We start from the raw sequence: 16,950 nt of genomic DNA on the forward strand, positions 1-16,950 counted from the left end.
CTGATCAGCTGCAATGCGCGTGCATCTTGCGACGATCCACGCGTCGAACGACTCGTGTCTTGTCGTCACATGCACGCGCACCATCTGCGTGCACATCTTCCGACGATCCACGCGTCGAACGACTGGTGGAATGTCGCAGAACGCGTGCGAAGCCGCGCAGCGCCGCGCCGCGCACCGCCCGCGGCTACACCCGCGCGAGCTCCGCCCGCAGCGGCAGGTCCTGCTCCTCGAGGATGACCTGCGCGCCCACGGCCGTCCGGGCGTTCACGACGATCGGCGCGAGCAGGTTCACCGTGGTGCCGGACGCGCCGGGGTTCGCGACGACGAGCAGCATCGCGTCGGCGGGGTCGGTCAGCCCGAGCCCGGCGGCCTGCTCGTCGGTGAGTTCCGGCGCGTACGTCGGCAGGTGCACCGCGGCGTCGAGCAGGAACAGCCGTGCGTCGTCGCCGACGAGCGTGAACAGCCCCTCGGCACCGTCGACCGGCGACAGCTCGAAGGCCGCGGCGGGGGCGAGCCCGAACGGCGGGACGGCGAAGGTCAGGGAGATGCTCATCGGAGGTAGTCCATCAGGGTCGGCTGCAGGACCTTCGCGGTGACGGCGAGGGCTGCCTGGTAGTTGGTCTGCTGCACCTGCAGGTCGAGGACGGCCTTCGCGAGGTCCACGTCCTCGATGCCCGCGCGGCGGCTCTCGAGCGAGACGGTCGCGGACTTCAGCGAGTCCTGCGCCGCGAGTGCGGCGGCGTGCCGGACGCCGACGTCGGCCTGGGCGCCGCGGACGGTCCCGAGCGCCGTGTCGACGTCCCCGATGCGAGCGTTCACGTTCACCCCGTTCTGCAGGTCACTGACGATGGAGTCGATCATGCCGAACACCGAGTCGTCGCCGGACCCGAAGACCGCGGTGCCGGCGGTGTCGACCCGCACCGTGGTGCCGTCGCCGACCCGACGGGACACGTCGGTGCCCGATGCCGCCCAACCCGCCGCGGGGTCGTAGGCGACAGCGGCGGTCGACGATCCCGCGAACACCGAACGGGTGCCGTAGGTGGTGTTGGCACGTGCCTCGAGGTCGGCCTTGAGCGACCGGAACTGCGTGATGAACGCGTCGCGGTCGGTGTCGCTCATGGTGCCCGAGTTCGCGGCCTGCACCGTGAGGTCGCGGACGTTGTTGAGCACCGAGTACACGCCGGACAGCGCGCTGTCCGTGGTCGCGAGCCACGCCGCGGCGTCGTTCGCGTTCCGCGAGTATTGGGCGGCTGCGGCCTGCTCCTTGCGCACCTGCATCGACGACGCGGTGCCGACCGGGTCGTCCGAGGGCTTCTGGATCGCACGCAGCGTCGTGGCCTGGTCGGTGAGCTCGGCGACCCGCGCGGCACCGGCCTGCAGCCGGGCCGAGGCGGCCGCCATCGACATCTGGGTGGTCACACGGGTGATCACGATCAGCCCCTCCCGACGAGTCCGACGCGGTTGATGATGGTGTCGAGCATCTCGTCGACCGCCGTCAGGACGCGCGCCGCGCCCTGGTACGCGTGCTGGTAGCTCAGCAGGTTGACGTTCTCCTCGTCGAGGTCGACGCCCGCGCTCGACTGCTGCTGGTTGCGCGCGTTGGTGAGCGCGAGCCCGGCCATCGTCGATTCCGACGTTGCCGACCTGGAGGCGGTGCCCACCCCCGCCACGAACGTCGCCCAGACCTGGTCGGCACCGTCCGACGACGCCCCGAGTCGTGCGAGCGCGTCGGCGAACGAGTCGTCGAGTTCCCCCGCCGCGTTCCGCGTCGCCAGCCCGCTGGCGTCCGTGGGGACGACGCCGAGTGCCTGGGCGGCGGGGACTCCGGCCGCCACGGAGAAGAAGGGTGCGCCGGTGGTGCCGGCCGGGGTGGTCCCGGCGGCGTGCAGGGCGTTCACGGTGGTGGCGAGTCGCGTGGCCACGGCGTCGTAGGACGCGGCGGCCTCGGCGAGTGCGCCGCCGGTACCGGTACCGGTGCCGGACGCGGGTGCGAGGACCGCGAGTGCTCCACCGATCGACCCGCCGCTCAGCCCGACCGCCCCGGCCGTACCGGTGGTCCAGGTCAGGGTGACCGCTGTGCCGTCGGCCAGACGCTCGCCGCCACCGAGGGCGACCGAGCGGGCGTCGGTGCCCTGCACGATCGGGTTGCCGCCGAGGAGCACGTCGACGGTGCCGTCGGCGTTCGTCCGGGTGGTGCCGCCGGCGAGCGTGGCGATCTGCTGCGTGAGCTGGTCACGCTGGTCGAGCAGCTCGTTCGCGTTGCCGCCCGAGGCGAGCGCGGTGCGGATCCGGCCGTTGAGGTCGGCGACCTGCTCCGCGGCGCCGTTCAGCTGCGCGACCTGTCCGGTCAGGGTGCCGCGCACCGAGGACCACTGCGCGTCGACGGCCTTCGAACCGGCGGCCAGGGCGGCGACGACGGTGCCGGCGGCCCCGAGAACGGCACTGGCGGCACCCGGGTCGTCGGGGTGGCTGGCGAGTTCGCTCCAGGACGACCAGAACGCGTCGAGCTTGGCGCTCAGGCCGTCCTTGCCGGGCTCGTGCAACCCGGTCTCGAGGGCGGAGAGCGCCGTGGCACGGGCATCGGCGTAGGCCGACGAACCGGCGGCGACGCGGACGCCGGCGTCGAGGGTCAGCGATGCCAGGCGGGCGATGCCGTCGACCGAGACGCCCTGGCCGGCGAGGGCCGCGGTGCCCCGCATGAACCCGGTCTGGGTCGCGGGGATCGAGTTCTGCGTGACGCGCTGTCGCGTGTAGCCGGCGGTGCCGGCGTTCGCGATGTTCTGGCCGGTGACGTCGATGCCGGCACGGGCCGCGGCGAGGCCGGAGTACGCGGTCGCGAGGGATCCGAAGGTGCTGACCACGGTGCTACAGCGTCCCCTCGAACAGGCGTGCGCCGTCCTGGCCCGCGCCGGACGTGCCACTGGCGTCGTAGGTGGCGGCGCCGGTGACGGTCCCCGCCAGGGTCTCCTCGGTGGCCTGGGCGGCGGCACGCAGGAACCGGTCGTTCTCGTCGCGCAGGGCGCCGATCTGAGTGGTCAGTTCGACCATCGCGGTGAGGTGCGACGACAGGATCTCGCCCCACGGCCCGTTCGGTGCAGCGGCGACGACGTCGCGCAGGGGAGCGTCGGCGGGGACGCCCCACTCCTCGGCGACCTCGGCGCTCTGCGCGGCACGCTCGAGGCCGGTGCTGCGGAGCCGGTCGAGGACCTGCTCGACCTCGCGGCTGGCGTGCGACACCCAGCGGGAGCGGCCCGCGGTGAGCAGCAGCTGCTCCTCCTCGAGCTTGAAGGTCAGCAGTTCGAGCAGCTCGCGTTCGCGCCAGAGCACGGCGGACAGGTCGTTCACGCTCATCAGCTCCTCCCGGGTGGTGGTTCGTCGGGGGTGGTCCCCGGTCCGTCATCCTGCGGACACCGGGATCTATCGACGTCCCTGCACGGGCCGTAAGCCCCGCCGGGGAGTGCGTGGACCGGACATCGGCCCGCGCATGCCCCGACGGCCCCAGTTGGGGGACGAGAACGACCGTTCTCTTCCCGGAGTCCCCACAAATGCCGACCGCGAAACACCGGGAACACCCCCGCACTGGGGACTGATCCACCCCCGTACAGCGCATTGCCAGCCGATACATTCGGAACGCACCCCGGGGGACACCCGGAACCGCTCGGCAACGATGCGGCGTGCACCGCTCGGAGGGACCCGAGCGGCTCTTCGGCGTACGTACCGGCCATCCGAGGCCGGCGTCCGTCGCGCCCACGGACGGGTGAGCCGACACACGTCAGGTCGACCAGGGGAACAGCATGGACCGCACCGAACGCAACGCGATGATCGTGGAGCACCTCCCGCTCGTGGGCTACATCGTGGCCGACGTCCGCTCCCGGGCGACGCACCTGGACCGCGACGACCTCGCCGCCGTCGGCTCGCTCGCACTCGTCGCAGCGGCCGAGGCCTTCGACCCCACCCTCGGCGTGCCGTTCGGCGCCTACGCCCGCACCCGGATCACCGGTGCGCTGGCCGACGACATGCGCTCGGCCGACTGGGCGTCCCGTGGCACCCGGAAGCGGATCCGCGAGACCCTGGCCACGCAGGAGGCGCTGTCCGCACGCCTTGGCCGGAGCGTCGGTGCGCAGGAGATCGCGGACGCCATGGGTGTCGACAAGCAGACCGCCGTGGACGCGATGAGCGACGCCGCCCGGACGGTCGCGCCGCTCGACGAGACCGTCCACGACCTCGTGGCCGCGGACCTGCCGCTGCCCGGGGACGACCTGCTCGAGACCGAGAAGCGCCGGTACCTCCGCGCCGCGGTCGAGGCCCTGCCGGAGCGGATGCGCTTCATCGTCGAGGCCGTGTACTTCGGCGACCGTTCGGTCACCGACGTCGCCGCCGAGCTCGGCATCACGCACTCGGCCGTCTCGCAGCAGCGCTCCGAGGCGATGCGCCTGCTGCACGACGGACTCGCCGCCCACTACGGCGACGGCACGACCGTCGAGCCGGCGAGCCGCACCACCGCGGCCCGCCGGAGCGCCTACCTCGCCCGTGTCGCCACGAACGCCGCCGCCGGTGTCGCCCGTGCCGTGCACGACGCCGCGTCCGGCCCGGCCGTCGCGGCGAGTTGAGACGTCGGCGGAAACTTCTCCGCCGATCCCCTAACGACTCCCGGCAACCGGTCGAGAGTCATCCATGTCAGCCCACGGACGGGCCGACGCACGACCCACATTCACGGAGGAAACCACCATGGGTATGTCCATCAACACCAACCTCTCGGCACTCAACACGTACCGGAACCTCAACGCGACGCAGAACGACCTGTCGAAGTCCCTCGAGAAGCTCTCGTCGGGTCTCCGCATCAACCGTGCTGCCGACGACGCTGCCGGTCTGTCGATCTCCGAGGGGCTGAAGTCCCAGGTCGGTGGCCTCACGGTCGCCGCCCGCAACGCGCAGGACGGCATCTCCGTCGTGCAGACCGCTGAAGGTGGCCTCACCGAGACCCACTCGATCCTCCAGCGCATGCGCGACCTGGCCGTGCAGGCCGGCAACGACTCGAACAACGAGGACTCCCGCGCAGCGATCACCACCGAGGTCGGCGAGCTCACCAAGGAGCTCACCCGCATCTCGGAGTCGACCAACTTCAACGGCATCAACCTGCTCGACGGCTCCGCCGGCACCGCAGGCGTCCTGAAGTTCCAGGTCGGCGCGAACGGCGACGCGGCGAGCCAGATCGACGTGGACCTGTCGAAGTCGAACGTGGAGTCCGTGTCGACCGCGGTCGGCGCGCTCACCTTCGACTCGGCGACGAACGCTCAGGCCGCCATCACCGCGATCGACGAGCAGATCAAGTACGTCTCCTCGGCTCGTTCGAGCATCGGTGCCGTCCAGAACCGCTTCGACCACGCCATCAACGTGACGAACGTGGCCAAGGAGAACCTCACCGCTGCCTCCTCGCGCATCACCGACGTCGACATGGCGGAGGAGATGGTCAAGTACACGCGCGACAACATCCTCAGCCAGGCCGGCACCTCGATGCTCGCGCAGGCGAACCAGAGCACCCAGGGCGTGCTCTCGCTCCTGCGCTAGCCATCACGTGGTTCGCCCTCCGGGCCCCTCGGGCGCGGAGGGCGAACCCCGCCGTCCTGACCACCTCCACGACGCCAGGGAGTGTCGACGATGTCCTCGTCCGTGTCCTCGAGCACCAGCCTCGCGATCGACGGTCTGGTCAGCGGTCTCAAGACGACCGACCTCATCAACTCGCTGATGAGCGTCGAGGGGGTCCCGCAGACCCTGCTCAAGAACAAGCTGACCACCACCAACTCGTTCATCTCGTCACTGCAGACGCTCAACGGGTTGATCCAGGGCCTCGCCACCAAGGCCGCGGACGCCGCGAAGGCCTCGTCGCTCGACCTCTTCGCCGCGACGAGCACCGCGCCGACCGTCACCGCCGTCACCGGGACCGGGGCGACCGCCGGCTCCATCAGCTTCACCGTCGGTTCGACCGCCTCGGCCCAGGTCGGGGTGACGGCCGCGATGTCGTCGTGGTCGACCGGTGCGCAGCCGATCACGATCGTCGGCGCGGATGGCAAGTCCACCACCGTGACACCGGCGTCCGGTTCGCTCGACGACGCCGTGTCCGCCCTGAACAAGTCCGGTGCGGGCGTCACCGCGACGAAGGTCTCCGCCGGCACCGACGCCGACGGCACCAAGCTCTACCGCCTGCAGCTCACGTCCGCCAAGACCGGCTCGGCCGGTGGCTTCCAGGTGTACCGGGGCGGCGCCGACGACGTGGCAGCGGGCACCGCGACGAACGTCCTCAGCGAGACCGGTGCCGCCGTCGTCACCGCGGCCACCGACGCCAGCGTCACCCTCTGGGCCGGCACCGCCGCCGCGCAGACGGTCACCAGCGCCACGAACACCTTCACCGGACTCGTCCCCGGGCTCGACGTCACCGTGTCGAAGGTCACCACCGACCCGGTCACGGTGACGGTCGCGCAGGACACCACCAAGGCCCAGTCCGTGGCCTCCGGGCTCGTCGACGCGATGAACGCGGTCGCGGCCTACTACAAGACGAACACCGCGGTGTCGAGCTCGACCAGCGCGACGAGCGGCACCACGACGACGAAGGCCGGCGTCCTGCTCGGCGACGGTGCGTCCCGCGATGCCGTGCAGCGGCTCACGAGCACGATGTCCGCCCCGGTCGACGGCAAGTCGCCGTCGACGATCGGCATCGTGATCACGAAGGACGGCAGCTTCACCTTCGACCCCGAGGTCTTCCAGAAGGCACTCGCCGCCGACCCGAAGGCCACCCAGGCGATGCTCTCCGGGGTCGCCGCGAACGTCGGCGCCGCGGCCACCGCCGCCTCCGACAAGTACGACGGCTCGGTCACCACGTCCATCACCGGACAACAGGCCGTCGCCAAGGACCTCAACACCCAGATCGACAGCTGGACCGACCGGCTGACGATGCGCCGGGCCGCCCTGCAGACCCTCTACTCATCCCTCGAGACCAGCCTCAGCAAGCTCCAGTCGCAGTCGAGTTGGCTCGCCAGCCAGCTGGCCTCGACGTCGAGCTGACGGGAACGACCATGACCTTCGACTTCCAGGCAGCCGCCTTCCGCCAGGCCGCCCAGCCGCGCACCGTCACCGACCAGCGTCGCGCTCAGTACACGAACGAGGCCGTGCTGTCGGCGACGCCGGCGCAGCTCGTGACGATGCTCTACGACCGGCTGCTGCTCGACCTGCACCGTGCTGAGGCCGCGCAGGTCGCCGCCGACTGGGAGGCCGCCCGCGAGCAGCTCCTGCACGCCCAGGCGATCGTCGGCGAACTCTCGAGCACCCTCCGGATCGACGTCTGGGACGGCGGTGAGGGGCTGCTCGCCGTCTACAACTACGCCTCCACCTCGCTCATCACGGCGAACGTGCACCGCGACGTGCAGGCCACCCGCGACTGCATCCGGATCCTCGAGCCGCTCCGCCAGTCGTGGCACGAGGCGGCCGCGTCGCTCCCCGCGACGCCTGCCACGCAGCAGCCGACCGGGGGAGCCCTCGGTGTCGCCTGATCCCTCCGAAGAGCTGTCGCCTGAGCAGACGGACGGACGAGCCGCATGGGAGGCCCTCCTCACCTCCATGGAGCACGACGCCGCCGGGCAGGCGGCCGATCCCACGGCCGTGGCCGGGTGGTCGGAGCCGGCCGGGCTGGGACCGCTGCCGCGTGACCTGGTGGGACGGGCCTCCCGGCTGCTCGCCGCGCAGCGGGACCGCATGACGGTGCTCGAGGCGGACCGCCGCTCGACGCTGGAGCACCTCGGTGCCCTGCGCGCCGTCGACGCCACGCGCGAGCCCCGCGGCTCCGTGTACCTCGACGCTTCCGCCTGACCCGCGCCCCCACACCAGTTCTGCGACAGAGCACCCGTCGATCGACGGGTGCTCTGTCGCATCTCGAGTGCTCCGCCCCGCAGTACCCGCCCCCCGTTCGGGGCGACGCCTAACGCGGCGGACGGCGGGCTCCGATAGCGCCACTCGAGCACGGATCGCTCACCAGTTCGGCCAGGGATCGGCCACCACCGCACGGCGACGTCGCACCGACGACGCCTGACGAGGGGACCCCCGTGTTCGATTCCGTGACGAGCGTCGCGCTGCAGAGCGCACTCGACGGTCTGTCGATGCGCCAGAAGGTGATCGCGAACAACATCGCGAACATCAACACGACGAACTACCACGCCGAGAAGGTCCAGTTCGAGGACGCCCTGGCGAAGTCGATCGTGGACGGCGACGGCGCCACCACGCCGACGATGGCGCGCAGCCTCGAGCCGACGAACACGAACGGCAACAACGTCAACCTCGACGAGGAGACTCTGTCGAACATCGACACCGTGCTGCGGTACCAGTTCGCCACGCAGGCGATGAACTCCGAGCTCACGAGCGTCCGTGCGGCGATGCGGACGAACTCGTGACGACCTTCGACGCGATCGGCATCGCGAGCACCGGCCTGACCGTGCACCGGAAGTGGCTCGACGCCGTCTCGGACAACATCGCCAACGCGAACACCGTGAAGTCGATGGACGACACCGCGTTCCAGGCGCGGTACGTCGAGGTGCAGGAGGGCGCCGGCGTCTCGGGCGCCTACGTCAAGGGCGCCGCGTTCGGCAGCGCCGCCGGCCGTGTGACCTACGACCCGGACAACCCGCTCGCGAACGAGGAGGGCTACGTCCGCATGCCCGACATCGACCTCGGCACGCAGATGGCGGACCTCATCATGGCCCAGCGCGGCTACCAGGCGAACGCCGCCGTGGTGGACCGTGCCAAGACCGCCTACGAGGCGGCACTGCAGATCGGGAAGAACTGATGCCCATCGACGCCGTGAACGGTGTGACCACCAACGCGATGACGAACGCCCTGACGAGTGTGTCGGGGACGTCCAGCGACAGCACGACCACGACCGGTGCCGCCGGCGCGACGACCGACGGCAGCGGGTTCGCCGCGAGCCTCGGCAACGCCGTCGACGGGTTGCAGTCGCTGCAGAGCGACTCGAAGACCCTCGCGCTCAAGGCCGTGACCGGCAACCTCGACAACATCCACGACGCCACGATCGCCGCGACCCGCGCGCAGGTCACGCTCGAGCTCGTCTCCGCCGTCCGCAACAAGGGCGTCGACGCCTTCAACGAGATCATGAGGATGCAGGCCTGATGCCCGTCGCCGTCAAGAACGTCTTCGCGCGCCTCAGCGCCTACGTGCAGGGCTTCTCCGCCGCCCAGCGCACCATCGCGATCCTGGCGATCGCGGCGCTCGTGCTCGGCGGGATCGCCCTCGCGTCCTGGCTCGGCAAGGCGTCCTACGCGCCGCTCTTCACCGGGCTCGCCGCGGCGGACGCGAGCTCCATCACGGACCAGCTGCAGACCGACGGTGTGCCGTTCCAGCTCACCGACGGCGGTGCGACGATCCTCGTGCCGCAGGCGCAGGTGTACTCGGAGCGGCTCAAGGCGGCGTCGAACGGCCTGCCGTCGTCGAACGAGGGTGGCTACTCGCTGCTCGACAAGATGGGCGTGACGAGCTCGGAGTTCCAGCAGGACGTCACCTACAAGCGCGCGATGGAGGGCGAGCTCGCCAAGACCATCGGTGCGATGGACGGCGTGCAGACCGCCACCGTGCAGCTCGCGATCCCGGAGAAGTCGGTGTTCGTCTCCGAGGAGAAGGACCCGACCGCGTCGGTGTTCATCGCGACCGACAACGGCACACAGCTGAGCACCGACCAGGTGCAGGCCATCGTGCACCTGACGAGCGCCTCGGTCGAGGGCATGCAGCCCACCGACGTCTCGGTCGTCGACGCGAAGGGCCAGACCCTGTCCGCGGTCGGCACCGGTGCGACCGGCAGCGGCGCCGACCAGGCCGCCGACTACGACGCGGCGACGAGCAAGAAGATCCAGGACCTGCTCGACACCACGCTCGGCGTCGGCAACGCGACCGTCGTGGTCTCCGGGACGATGAACCAGGAGTCCGGCACCCGGACGTCCGAGAGCTACACGTCTCCCACGTCGGGCCCGGTCGCACTGAACGAGTCGAGCACCACCGAGGAGTACGGCGCGGGCTCGGGCGCAGGGAGCGGCGCGACGGGGGTCCTCGGCCCGGACAACATCGCCGTCCCGAACGGCACCGCGACGAGCGGCACCGGCGACGACGGGTACAAGAACGAGTCGGCGACGAAGAACAACGCCGTCGACCACACCACCGAGACCACGCAGATCCCCTCGGGCGGGCTCGACCGGCAGACCATCTCGGTCGCGCTGAACTCGAAGGCCGCCGCCGTGCAGAACGCGAACCTGCAGAGCATCAACGACCTGGTCTCGGCCGCCGCGGGTGTCGACCAGAACCGTGGCGACCAGGTCAAGGTCGCGATGATGGACTTCGACACGAGCGCCTCCGACCAGGCCGCCAAGGCCCTCGAGGCGCAGCAGAAGGCCGACCAGCAGGAAGCACTGTGGTCGTCGATCCGCACCGCCGGGATCGTGATCGGCATCGTCCTCGCCGTCATCGCGGTCATGTTCTTCGTCGCCCGCCGCAACCGGAAGCAGGAGCGCGAGGCCGTCGACCTCGGCGAGCTCGACGCCTTCGCCGGCGAGACGTTCCAGCTGCCCCTCGCGATGGACGGCGTCGACGACCGCGCCACGCTCGGCGCCGGTGACGCCCCGACCGCCGTGCTGTCGGCGATGCCCGCCGGCGACGCCCCCACCGAGGTGCTCACGACCGAGGAGATCACCGCCGAGCGCCGCCGTCAGGACATCTCCGCCCTGGCCGAGCGCGACCCGAAGCGCACCGCCGAGCTCCTGCGCGGGCTGCTGGACGACCGGGCACCGGTGTGAGCGCGCTCATGCCGAGCCCCGGCGGCGGTTCCGGACCGAGCGACCGTGCCCTGACCGGTGCGCAGAAGGTCGCGCTCATCCTCATGCAGATGGAGACCGACCGCGCCGCCGAGGTGATGAAGCAGTTCACCGAGATGGAGGCCGAGGAGATCTCCGCCGAGATCGTCCGGATGCGCCGCGTCGAGGACACCGTGGTGGACCAGACGCTGTCCGAGTTCCACCGGATCACGATGAGCGGCCGGCTGCAGAAGCGCGGCGGCAAGGAGACCGCCCTCGGGCTGCTCGAGGCGTCGTTCGGCGCCGAGCGGGCCGCCGGGGTGATGGACCGTCTGGCCTCGAACCTCGCCGGCCAGTCGTTCGACTTCCTCGACGACGCCGAACCCGGCCAGGTCATCTCCCTGCTCGAGGGCGAGCTGCCGCAGACGATCGCCCTCGTGCTCGCCCACCTGGGCCCCGGTCAGGCCAGTGCCGTGCTCGCCGGGATCGACGAGCGTGTCCGCACCGACGTCGCCCAGGCCTTCGCGACCATGGGCAGCGCGACCCCCGAGGCCGTCGGCATCGTCGCCGGTGTGCTGCGCCAGCGTGCCGGGGCCGTCGTGTCGCCGCGCGAGAGCGTCGAGGTCGTCGGTGGGATCGCGCCCCTGGTCGACATCATCAACCGCTCGGACGTCGCGACCGAGAAGGCCGTGCTCGAGGGACTCGAAGCCCGCGACCCGGAGCTCGCGGAGGACATCCGCTCCCGCATGCTCACCTTCGAGGACATCGTGAAGCTCGAGTCCCGCGACATCCAGCAGGTGCTGCGCGGCATCGACTCGAAGATCCTCGCGACCGCCATGAAGGGCGCAGCCGGACCGGTCGTGGAGACCATCCGCGCGAACGTGTCCGAGCGCAACCGCGAACTGCTCGACGACGAACTGCAGGCCATGGGTCCGGTCCGCGTCTCGCAGGTCGAGGAAGCCCGCGCCGAGGTCGTCCGGTCCGTGCGCGAGCTCGAGGCACAGGGCGTCGTCACCGTGCACCGCGCCGAGGAGGACGAGCTCGTTGACTGACACCGTCGTGCACCGCGTCGACTTCCCGGTGCTCGCCGACGCCGCCGGCCGCGAGCGCGCGTCGAGCGCGGACGTCCGCGGGCACGCGGCCGGCTACACCGCCGGTCTGCGGGCCGCGCAGGCCGAGACCGACGCCCTGCGCGCCCGGCTCGAGGCCGAGCACGCCGCGCGGATCACCGCCCTGCAGGCCGACACCGCACGCCGGATCGCGGTCCTCGACGCCGCCACGAACGCCATGCTCTCCACGGTCGCACCCGTCCTGGCGGACGCCGAGGCGTCCGTCGCGAGTGCGGCAGTCGACCTGGCCGAGGCGATCGTCGGCAACGTGGTCCGCGCTTCCAGGCCAGCCCACGACGCGACCGTCACCGACGGTCCGGACGGACAGAGCAGCCGGGAGGCCCGGATCGCGTCCGGCGCCGAAGTCACCGTCCGGCGGGCGCTCGCGTCCGTGGACCGCACGGTCCCGGTGGCCGTCCGGCTGAGCCCGGCGGACGCCGCGCGCGTCGCCGGCCTCGACCTGCCGGTGCCGGTCGTCGCGGACGGCGCCCTGCGCGACGGCGACGCCGTCGTCGACCTGCCGGACGGCATGCTCGACGCGCGCATCGCCACAGCGCTCGACCGCGCACGCACCGCCCTCGGAGTCGACGCGTCGGGAGCCGGCCGGTGACCGCCACGCTGCTCCGTCCGCGGGGTCTCGACGAGGCGCTCCTGCGGGCCGCACCCCAGCGGGTCGGTGTCGTCACGAGCGCCGTCGGCCTGGGGCTGACGATCGCCGGACTCGACGCCCGCGTCGGCGAGGTCGTCACGGTCGGCACCGAGGACGGCGAACAGACCGCGGTCGAGGTCGTCGCCACCGATGCCTCCGGCGTCCGCTGCATGCCGCTCGGCCGCCTGACCGGCGTGACCGCGGGCACCCCGGCGCGTCCGACCGGCCGTCCGGTGCTCGTGCCGACCGGACCCGGTCTGTTCGGCCGCGTGCTCGACGGACTCGGCCGACCGATCGACGACCGCGGCCCGCTCGAGGGCCCCGGCGGCGAACCGGTCACCCGGGTCCCGCTCGACCACGACACCCCGAGCGCGATGGCCCGGACCCGCATCGACACCCCGATGCAGCTCGGCGTCCGCGTGCTCGACACCCTGACCACCGTCGGCCGCGGGCAGCGCATGGGCCTGTTCGCCGGGTCCGGCGTGGGCAAGTCCTCGCTGCTGTCGATGATCGCGCGCGGGAGCGACGCGGCCGTCAACGTCATCGCCCTGGTGGGGGAGCGCGGCCGTGAGGTGCGCGAGTTCCTGGAGGACGACCTGGGACCCGAGGGGCTCGCCCGCTCGATCGTCGTCGTGTCGACCTCCGACGAACCAGCGCTGATGCGCCTGCGCGCCGCGTTCGTGGCCACCCGCATCGCGGAGTCGTTCCGCGACGCCGGGCAGGACGTCGTGCTCATGATGGACTCGCTCACCCGCGTCGCGATGGCGCAGCGCGAGATCGGCCTGTCGGTGGGGGAGCCGCCGGCCACCCGGGGCTACCCGCCGTCGACGTTCTCGGTGCTCGCGGGACTGCTCGAGCGCGCCGGCACCGACCGGGTCGGCAGCATCACCGGCATGTACACCGTGCTGGTCGACGGCGACGACCACAACGAGCCGATCGCCGACGCAGCCCGGAGCATCCTGGACGGCCACGTCGTGCTCGACCGCACGCTCGCGATCACCGGACACTTCCCGTCGGTCGACGCCCTCGGCTCGGTGTCCCGCGTCGCCTCGAAGGTCACCCGACCCGAGCAGCGTGCCGCCGCCACCGCGCTGCGGAAGGTGATGGCCGCCCGTGCCGGCGCCCAGGACCTGCTCGACGTCGGTGCATACCAGCGCGGATCGAACCCGCTCGTGGACGCGGCCGTCGACCACCAGGGATCGATCGACGCGTTCCTGCGCCAGGGCATGGACGAGCGGGCGACCGCCGACGCTTCCTGGCAGCGCCTCGGTGGCCTGGTGCAGCAGCTGGGGGTGTCGTGATGGCCCGCCGTTTCCCGCTCGCCGGACTCCTGCGCCTGCGCCACACCGAACAGGACCGTGCCGCCGCCACGCTGGCCGCCGCGAACGAACGCGTCCGTGACGCGGCCGACGCCCGGATCGCCGCACGCCGCAGCCTCGCCGACAGCGAGGACGCCCAGCCCATCCAGGACGCCGCCACCCTGAGCGCCGTCGCCGCAGCCCGCGCCGCGACCCGCGGGATGCTCGAGGAGCTCGACGCCGTGGTGCAGAACCGCCGTGCCGACGCCGACCTGGCGCAGCAGGAGTACACCGCCGCCCGTCGCGCCGCCGTCGGCCTCGAGAAGCTCGAGGGCAAGCACACCGAGCAGCAGGCGGCCGAGGAACTCCGGACCGAACAGAACGCCCTCGACGAGATCGCGGCACGACGCCGCACGGAAGGTGGTGCCCGATGAGCGTCGAAGCGGTGCTCTCCCGGATCTCGGAGATCCGGTCCCAGATCGACACGCTGCGTGGCGGGACGGCCACGGCTGCCCCGACCGCCTCGGCCACCAGCGGCGCCGCAGGGTCCTCGGCCTTCGCCGACGCCCTCGCCACCGCCGACGGCACGACCGGCGCCGCGAGCGCTGCCGGTGCGACCGCCGCAGCGAGCCCGACTGCCACCCATGCCCCCGCGACCTCGGTCGACGCCGGGGCCGGCACCCTCGCCACCGGCAGCGGTGCGACCGGGGCCGACGTGGTGGCCGATGCGAAGAAGTACCTCGGCGTGCCGTACGTGTTCGGCGGGGAGACGACCGCGGGCATGGACTGCTCGGGCCTGGTGCAGACGGTCTTCAAGGACCTCGGGGTCACGATGCCCCGGGTCGTGCCGGACCAGGCGAAGATGGGCGTCGAGGTCGGCTCCCTGAAGGACGCGCTGCCCGGCGACCTGATCATCCCGAAGGGCGAGGGCCACGTCGTCATCTACGTCGGCGACGGCAAGGTGCTGCACGCGCCGCGCCCCGGCAAGGACGTCCGGATCGTCGACAACTGGTACTCCGACGCCGACATCGCGACCATCCGCCGGATCGTCCCCGCACAGGCGGCCCCGGCGGCCGTCGCCGCGCCGAGCGCCTCGGCAGCGCGCTCCGCGACCGACCTGCAGACGGCCGCGCTGCTGTCCATGATGCAGTCCGGGAGCGCCGCATGAGCCTGACCATCGCCACCCAGCCGTCCCTGCCCACCGCACCGGGCTCCACCCGGGGTGCACCGTCCGACCCCGCTGCTGCCGGGTCCTTCGGCGCGGCACTGACCGCCGCCGCCGCGACCGAGCGGCGTCCCGGCGACGGCGCCGCCGACCGGGACGACGCCGACGGCCGCACGGCGGACGCTTCGGCAGGGACGCCGAGCACGGTGTCCACGTCCACGTCCACGTCCACGTCGACGTCGGGCCAGACGGTGCCCGCGACCGGTTCCCCGTCGGTCGATGCGCAGGCGCTGCTCGCAGCCGGACTCGTGGCCGCACCGGTCGTTCCGGCGGGCCTCCCAGACGACACGGGGGACGAGTCGGCCCCGAGCACTGCCGACACGCCCCACGGCGACCCACACGTCGTCGTGGCCGCAGCGGCGACCGCCGGAACGACCACGACTCCGCTGTCGCCGGAGGGGGACACCTCGACGCCCGTCCCGTCGACCCCGGCGCCGCCCACCGCCCCCACCACGTCGACCCCGCGGCGGGCACCGGGATCGGGGTGGGCACGGGAGACCGCTGTCGCAGCGACGGCGGGCCCGGTGACCACCGCCGCGGCGACCCCTGCCGTGACGCCCGCTGGCACCGCGTCTCCGGCCGCTGCCGCGACGACCGTCGCAGGCGGCACCCCCGCCACGGCCGCCGTCTCGACGACCACAGCCGCGACCGCCCCGGCGACCACCGCCCCGACGGCCGCTGCCGCCATCGCGGCCCCCGCCGCCGACCGCACCGCTGACGGCGACACCGCCACCGTGACGCCGGGCCAGGCGCCGGTCGTCACGGCCGCCCCGGCGGCCGGCCCCGGCTCCCGAGCCGGCCACGGGACGGAGCAGCAGGCGTCGACGCCGGGTGATCCGGGCCTCCCGGCCGTCACTCCGACGCGCGGTGGCGAGACGCCGTTCGTCATGTCGACGACGCCGACCACCGCGCCGGCCGCGACGACCACGCCGACTCCGGCACCGCTCGCCCAGCAGCTGGCGCGACCGGTGTTCTCGCTCGCACAGGCCGGCCCCGGCGAGCACGTCGTCACCGTGCAGGTCGTGCCGGACAGCCTCGGCCCGGTCACGGTCCGCGCGCACGTCACCGCGCACGGCATGCACGTCGAGCTGTTCGCCGCGTCGGACGCCGGCCGCGAGGCCGTCCGCCAGGTCCTGCCGGACCTGCGGCGCGACGCGGCGGGCACCGGTGTGAGCACCACGCTCGACCTGTCGTCGCAGAACCAGCCGCAGGACGCGCCGGGTCGCGACGAGCGTCCGGGCACGCGTGCACTGCCTGGCGACCCCGGCCTGGAGGCGCGGGTCACCCCGCGTCCGCAGCCCACCGCCCACACGCCCTCCATCCGCACCGCGGGACTCGACGTCCTCGCCTGATCCGGCTCACGAACAGGAACGCACCATGCCCATCGACGGCATCACCGGCAGCGTGGACCCGACCGCGCAGGCCGCGGCCCTCGCCGCGAACTCCACCGCCCAGAAGTCCCAGACGATGGACTCCGAGGTCTTCATGAAGCTGCTCGTCACGCAGCTGCGCAACCAGGACCCGTCGTCGCCGATGGACACCAACCAGATGATCAGCCAGCAGACGCAGCTCGCGATGATGGAGCAGATCACCAACCAGACCACGACGGGGAACGAGAACTTCTCGCTCCAGATGCGCATCGCCGCAGCGAACCTCGTCGGCAAGCAGGTCAGCTACACCGACGCCGACTCGGGCAAGTCCGTCACCGGGACCGCCTCGGCCGTGTCGTACGCGAACAGCGTCCCCACGGTCACCGTGAACGGGAAGGAGGTCGCTCTCGACGTGATCTCCGGCATCACCACCACCGCTCCGGCGTCCTGACGCCCGCTCC

General features: G+C 72.2%; 20 protein-coding genes. 16 read left to right on the forward strand and 4 right to left on the reverse strand.

The window, feature by feature from the left end:
* Positions 1-184 precede the first annotated feature (184 nt).
* From fliW to OE229_RS11055, 4 genes are read right to left on the reverse strand one after another with little or no spacing between them, the layout of a single operon-like run.
* Positions 185-553, reverse strand: a complete 369-nt coding sequence (fliW, locus tag OE229_RS11040) for a flagellar assembly protein FliW (RefSeq protein ID WP_259577738.1) — start codon at positions 551-553, stop codon at positions 185-187.
* A complete protein-coding gene (locus OE229_RS11045) occupies positions 550-1,431 on the reverse strand; it encodes a flagellin N-terminal helical domain-containing protein (protein ID WP_259577740.1) in 882 nt (293 codons plus the stop codon). The genes fliW and OE229_RS11045 overlap by 4 nt, the downstream gene beginning before the upstream one ends.
* Positions 1,432-1,433: 2 nt before the next feature.
* Positions 1,434-2,861: a flagellar hook-associated protein FlgK gene (gene flgK / locus OE229_RS11050; protein ID WP_262138029.1), complete on the reverse strand. Its 1,428-nt coding sequence runs from the start codon at positions 2,859-2,861 to the stop codon at positions 1,434-1,436.
* 4 nt (positions 2,862-2,865) lie between these two features.
* A complete protein-coding gene (locus OE229_RS11055; RefSeq protein WP_071403931.1) occupies positions 2,866-3,351 on the reverse strand; it encodes a flagellar protein FlgN in 486 nt (161 codons plus the stop codon).
* Positions 3,352-3,794: 443 nt separating this feature from the next.
* Between OE229_RS11055 and OE229_RS11060 the strand changes: the two genes are divergently transcribed.
* From OE229_RS11060 to OE229_RS11135, 16 genes are all read left to right on the forward strand, one after another.
* Complete coding sequence (locus OE229_RS11060; RefSeq protein WP_182065397.1) at positions 3,795-4,610, forward strand: sigma-70 family RNA polymerase sigma factor; 816 nt, start codon at positions 3,795-3,797, stop codon at positions 4,608-4,610.
* Positions 4,611-4,728: 118 nt separating this feature from the next.
* Positions 4,729-5,568, forward strand: a complete 840-nt coding sequence (locus tag OE229_RS11065; RefSeq protein WP_182065398.1) for a flagellin N-terminal helical domain-containing protein — start codon at positions 4,729-4,731, stop codon at positions 5,566-5,568.
* A 102-nt stretch (positions 5,569-5,670) separates the two neighbouring features.
* Complete coding sequence (gene fliD, locus OE229_RS11070; protein WP_262138030.1) at positions 5,671-7,059, forward strand: flagellar filament capping protein FliD; 1,389 nt, start codon at positions 5,671-5,673, stop codon at positions 7,057-7,059.
* An 11-nt stretch (positions 7,060-7,070) separates the two neighbouring features.
* Positions 7,071-7,544 carry a flagellar export chaperone FliS gene (fliS, locus tag OE229_RS11075; protein WP_084740422.1) on the forward strand — a complete coding sequence of 158 codons (474 nt, stop codon included), beginning with the start codon at positions 7,071-7,073 and terminating at the stop codon, positions 7,542-7,544.
* A 67-nt stretch (positions 7,545-7,611) separates the two neighbouring features.
* Positions 7,612-7,860 (forward strand): hypothetical protein, encoded by a 249-nt coding sequence (locus tag OE229_RS11080; RefSeq protein ID WP_182065401.1) that lies wholly within the window; start codon positions 7,612-7,614, stop codon positions 7,858-7,860.
* Positions 7,861-8,093: 233 nt separating this feature from the next.
* Positions 8,094-8,438, forward strand: coding sequence for a flagellar basal body protein (locus tag OE229_RS11085; protein WP_017886135.1), 345 nt, complete (start codon positions 8,094-8,096; stop codon positions 8,436-8,438).
* Positions 8,435-8,830 carry a flagellar basal body rod protein FlgC gene (locus tag OE229_RS11090; protein WP_017886136.1) on the forward strand — a complete coding sequence of 132 codons (396 nt, stop codon included), beginning with the start codon at positions 8,435-8,437 and terminating at the stop codon, positions 8,828-8,830. Before OE229_RS11085 ends, OE229_RS11090 begins: the two co-directional genes overlap by 4 nt.
* Entirely contained in the window at positions 8,830-9,171 is a 342-nt protein-coding gene (gene fliE / locus OE229_RS11095) for a flagellar hook-basal body complex protein FliE (RefSeq protein WP_262138032.1), read from the forward strand. Before OE229_RS11090 ends, fliE begins: the two co-directional genes overlap by 1 nt.
* The gene (fliF, locus tag OE229_RS11100; protein WP_262138034.1) at positions 9,171-10,841 is read left to right on the forward strand and encodes a flagellar basal-body MS-ring/collar protein FliF; all 1,671 of its coding nucleotides are present in this window, start codon (positions 9,171-9,173) and stop codon (positions 10,839-10,841) included. Before fliE ends, fliF begins: the two co-directional genes overlap by 1 nt.
* Positions 10,842-10,849: 8 nt before the next feature.
* The gene (fliG, locus tag OE229_RS11105) at positions 10,850-11,890 is read left to right on the forward strand and encodes a flagellar motor switch protein FliG (RefSeq protein ID WP_071244891.1); all 1,041 of its coding nucleotides are present in this window, start codon (positions 10,850-10,852) and stop codon (positions 11,888-11,890) included.
* Positions 11,883-12,557 carry a FliH/SctL family protein gene (locus OE229_RS11110; protein ID WP_262138036.1) on the forward strand — a complete coding sequence of 225 codons (675 nt, stop codon included), beginning with the start codon at positions 11,883-11,885 and terminating at the stop codon, positions 12,555-12,557. The genes fliG and OE229_RS11110 overlap by 8 nt, the downstream gene beginning before the upstream one ends.
* Positions 12,554-13,897, forward strand: coding sequence for a FliI/YscN family ATPase (locus tag OE229_RS11115; RefSeq protein ID WP_182065407.1), 1,344 nt, complete (start codon positions 12,554-12,556; stop codon positions 13,895-13,897). The genes OE229_RS11110 and OE229_RS11115 overlap by 4 nt, the downstream gene beginning before the upstream one ends.
* Complete coding sequence (locus OE229_RS11120; protein ID WP_262138039.1) at positions 13,897-14,328, forward strand: flagellar FliJ family protein; 432 nt, start codon at positions 13,897-13,899, stop codon at positions 14,326-14,328. Before OE229_RS11115 ends, OE229_RS11120 begins: the two co-directional genes overlap by 1 nt.
* The gene (locus OE229_RS11125; RefSeq protein ID WP_262138041.1) at positions 14,325-15,062 is read left to right on the forward strand and encodes a C40 family peptidase; all 738 of its coding nucleotides are present in this window, start codon (positions 14,325-14,327) and stop codon (positions 15,060-15,062) included. Before OE229_RS11120 ends, OE229_RS11125 begins: the two co-directional genes overlap by 4 nt.
* Entirely contained in the window at positions 15,059-16,471 is a 1,413-nt protein-coding gene (locus tag OE229_RS11130) for a flagellar hook-length control protein FliK (RefSeq protein ID WP_262138042.1), read from the forward strand. The genes OE229_RS11125 and OE229_RS11130 overlap by 4 nt, the downstream gene beginning before the upstream one ends.
* A 25-nt stretch (positions 16,472-16,496) precedes the next feature.
* Positions 16,497-16,940, forward strand: a complete 444-nt coding sequence (locus OE229_RS11135; protein WP_027465521.1) for a flagellar hook assembly protein FlgD — start codon at positions 16,497-16,499, stop codon at positions 16,938-16,940.
* Positions 16,941-16,950 lie beyond the last annotated feature (10 nt).

Source organism: Curtobacterium poinsettiae (assembly GCF_025677645.1).
Classification (GTDB): domain Bacteria; phylum Actinomycetota; class Actinomycetes; order Actinomycetales; family Microbacteriaceae; genus Curtobacterium; species Curtobacterium poinsettiae_A.

Excerpts from the sequence above, each read along its gene's own strand:
- OE229_RS11065 (WP_182065398.1), top strand. The coding sequence starts at position 4,729 with ATGGGTATGTCCATCAACACCAACCTCTCGGCACTCAACACGTACCGG.
- fliW (WP_259577738.1), bottom strand. The coding sequence starts at position 553 with ATGAGCATCTCCCTGACCTTCGCCGTCCCGCCGTTCGGGCTCGCCCCC.
- fliG (WP_071244891.1), top strand. The coding sequence starts at position 10,850 with ATGCCGAGCCCCGGCGGCGGTTCCGGACCGAGCGACCGTGCCCTGACC.
- fliS (WP_084740422.1), top strand. The coding sequence starts at position 7,071 with ATGACCTTCGACTTCCAGGCAGCCGCCTTCCGCCAGGCCGCCCAGCCG.
- OE229_RS11055 (WP_071403931.1), bottom strand. The coding sequence starts at position 3,351 with ATGAGCGTGAACGACCTGTCCGCCGTGCTCTGGCGCGAACGCGAGCTG.
- OE229_RS11120 (WP_262138039.1), top strand. The coding sequence starts at position 13,897 with ATGGCCCGCCGTTTCCCGCTCGCCGGACTCCTGCGCCTGCGCCACACC.
- fliF (WP_262138034.1), top strand. The coding sequence starts at position 9,171 with ATGCCCGTCGCCGTCAAGAACGTCTTCGCGCGCCTCAGCGCCTACGTG.
- OE229_RS11060 (WP_182065397.1), top strand. The coding sequence starts at position 3,795 with ATGGACCGCACCGAACGCAACGCGATGATCGTGGAGCACCTCCCGCTC.
- fliE (WP_262138032.1), top strand. The coding sequence starts at position 8,830 with ATGCCCATCGACGCCGTGAACGGTGTGACCACCAACGCGATGACGAAC.
- OE229_RS11130 (WP_262138042.1), top strand. The coding sequence starts at position 15,059 with ATGAGCCTGACCATCGCCACCCAGCCGTCCCTGCCCACCGCACCGGGC.
- OE229_RS11125 (WP_262138041.1), top strand. The coding sequence starts at position 14,325 with ATGAGCGTCGAAGCGGTGCTCTCCCGGATCTCGGAGATCCGGTCCCAG.
- OE229_RS11135 (WP_027465521.1), top strand. The coding sequence starts at position 16,497 with ATGCCCATCGACGGCATCACCGGCAGCGTGGACCCGACCGCGCAGGCC.
- OE229_RS11080 (WP_182065401.1), top strand. The coding sequence starts at position 7,612 with ATGGAGCACGACGCCGCCGGGCAGGCGGCCGATCCCACGGCCGTGGCC.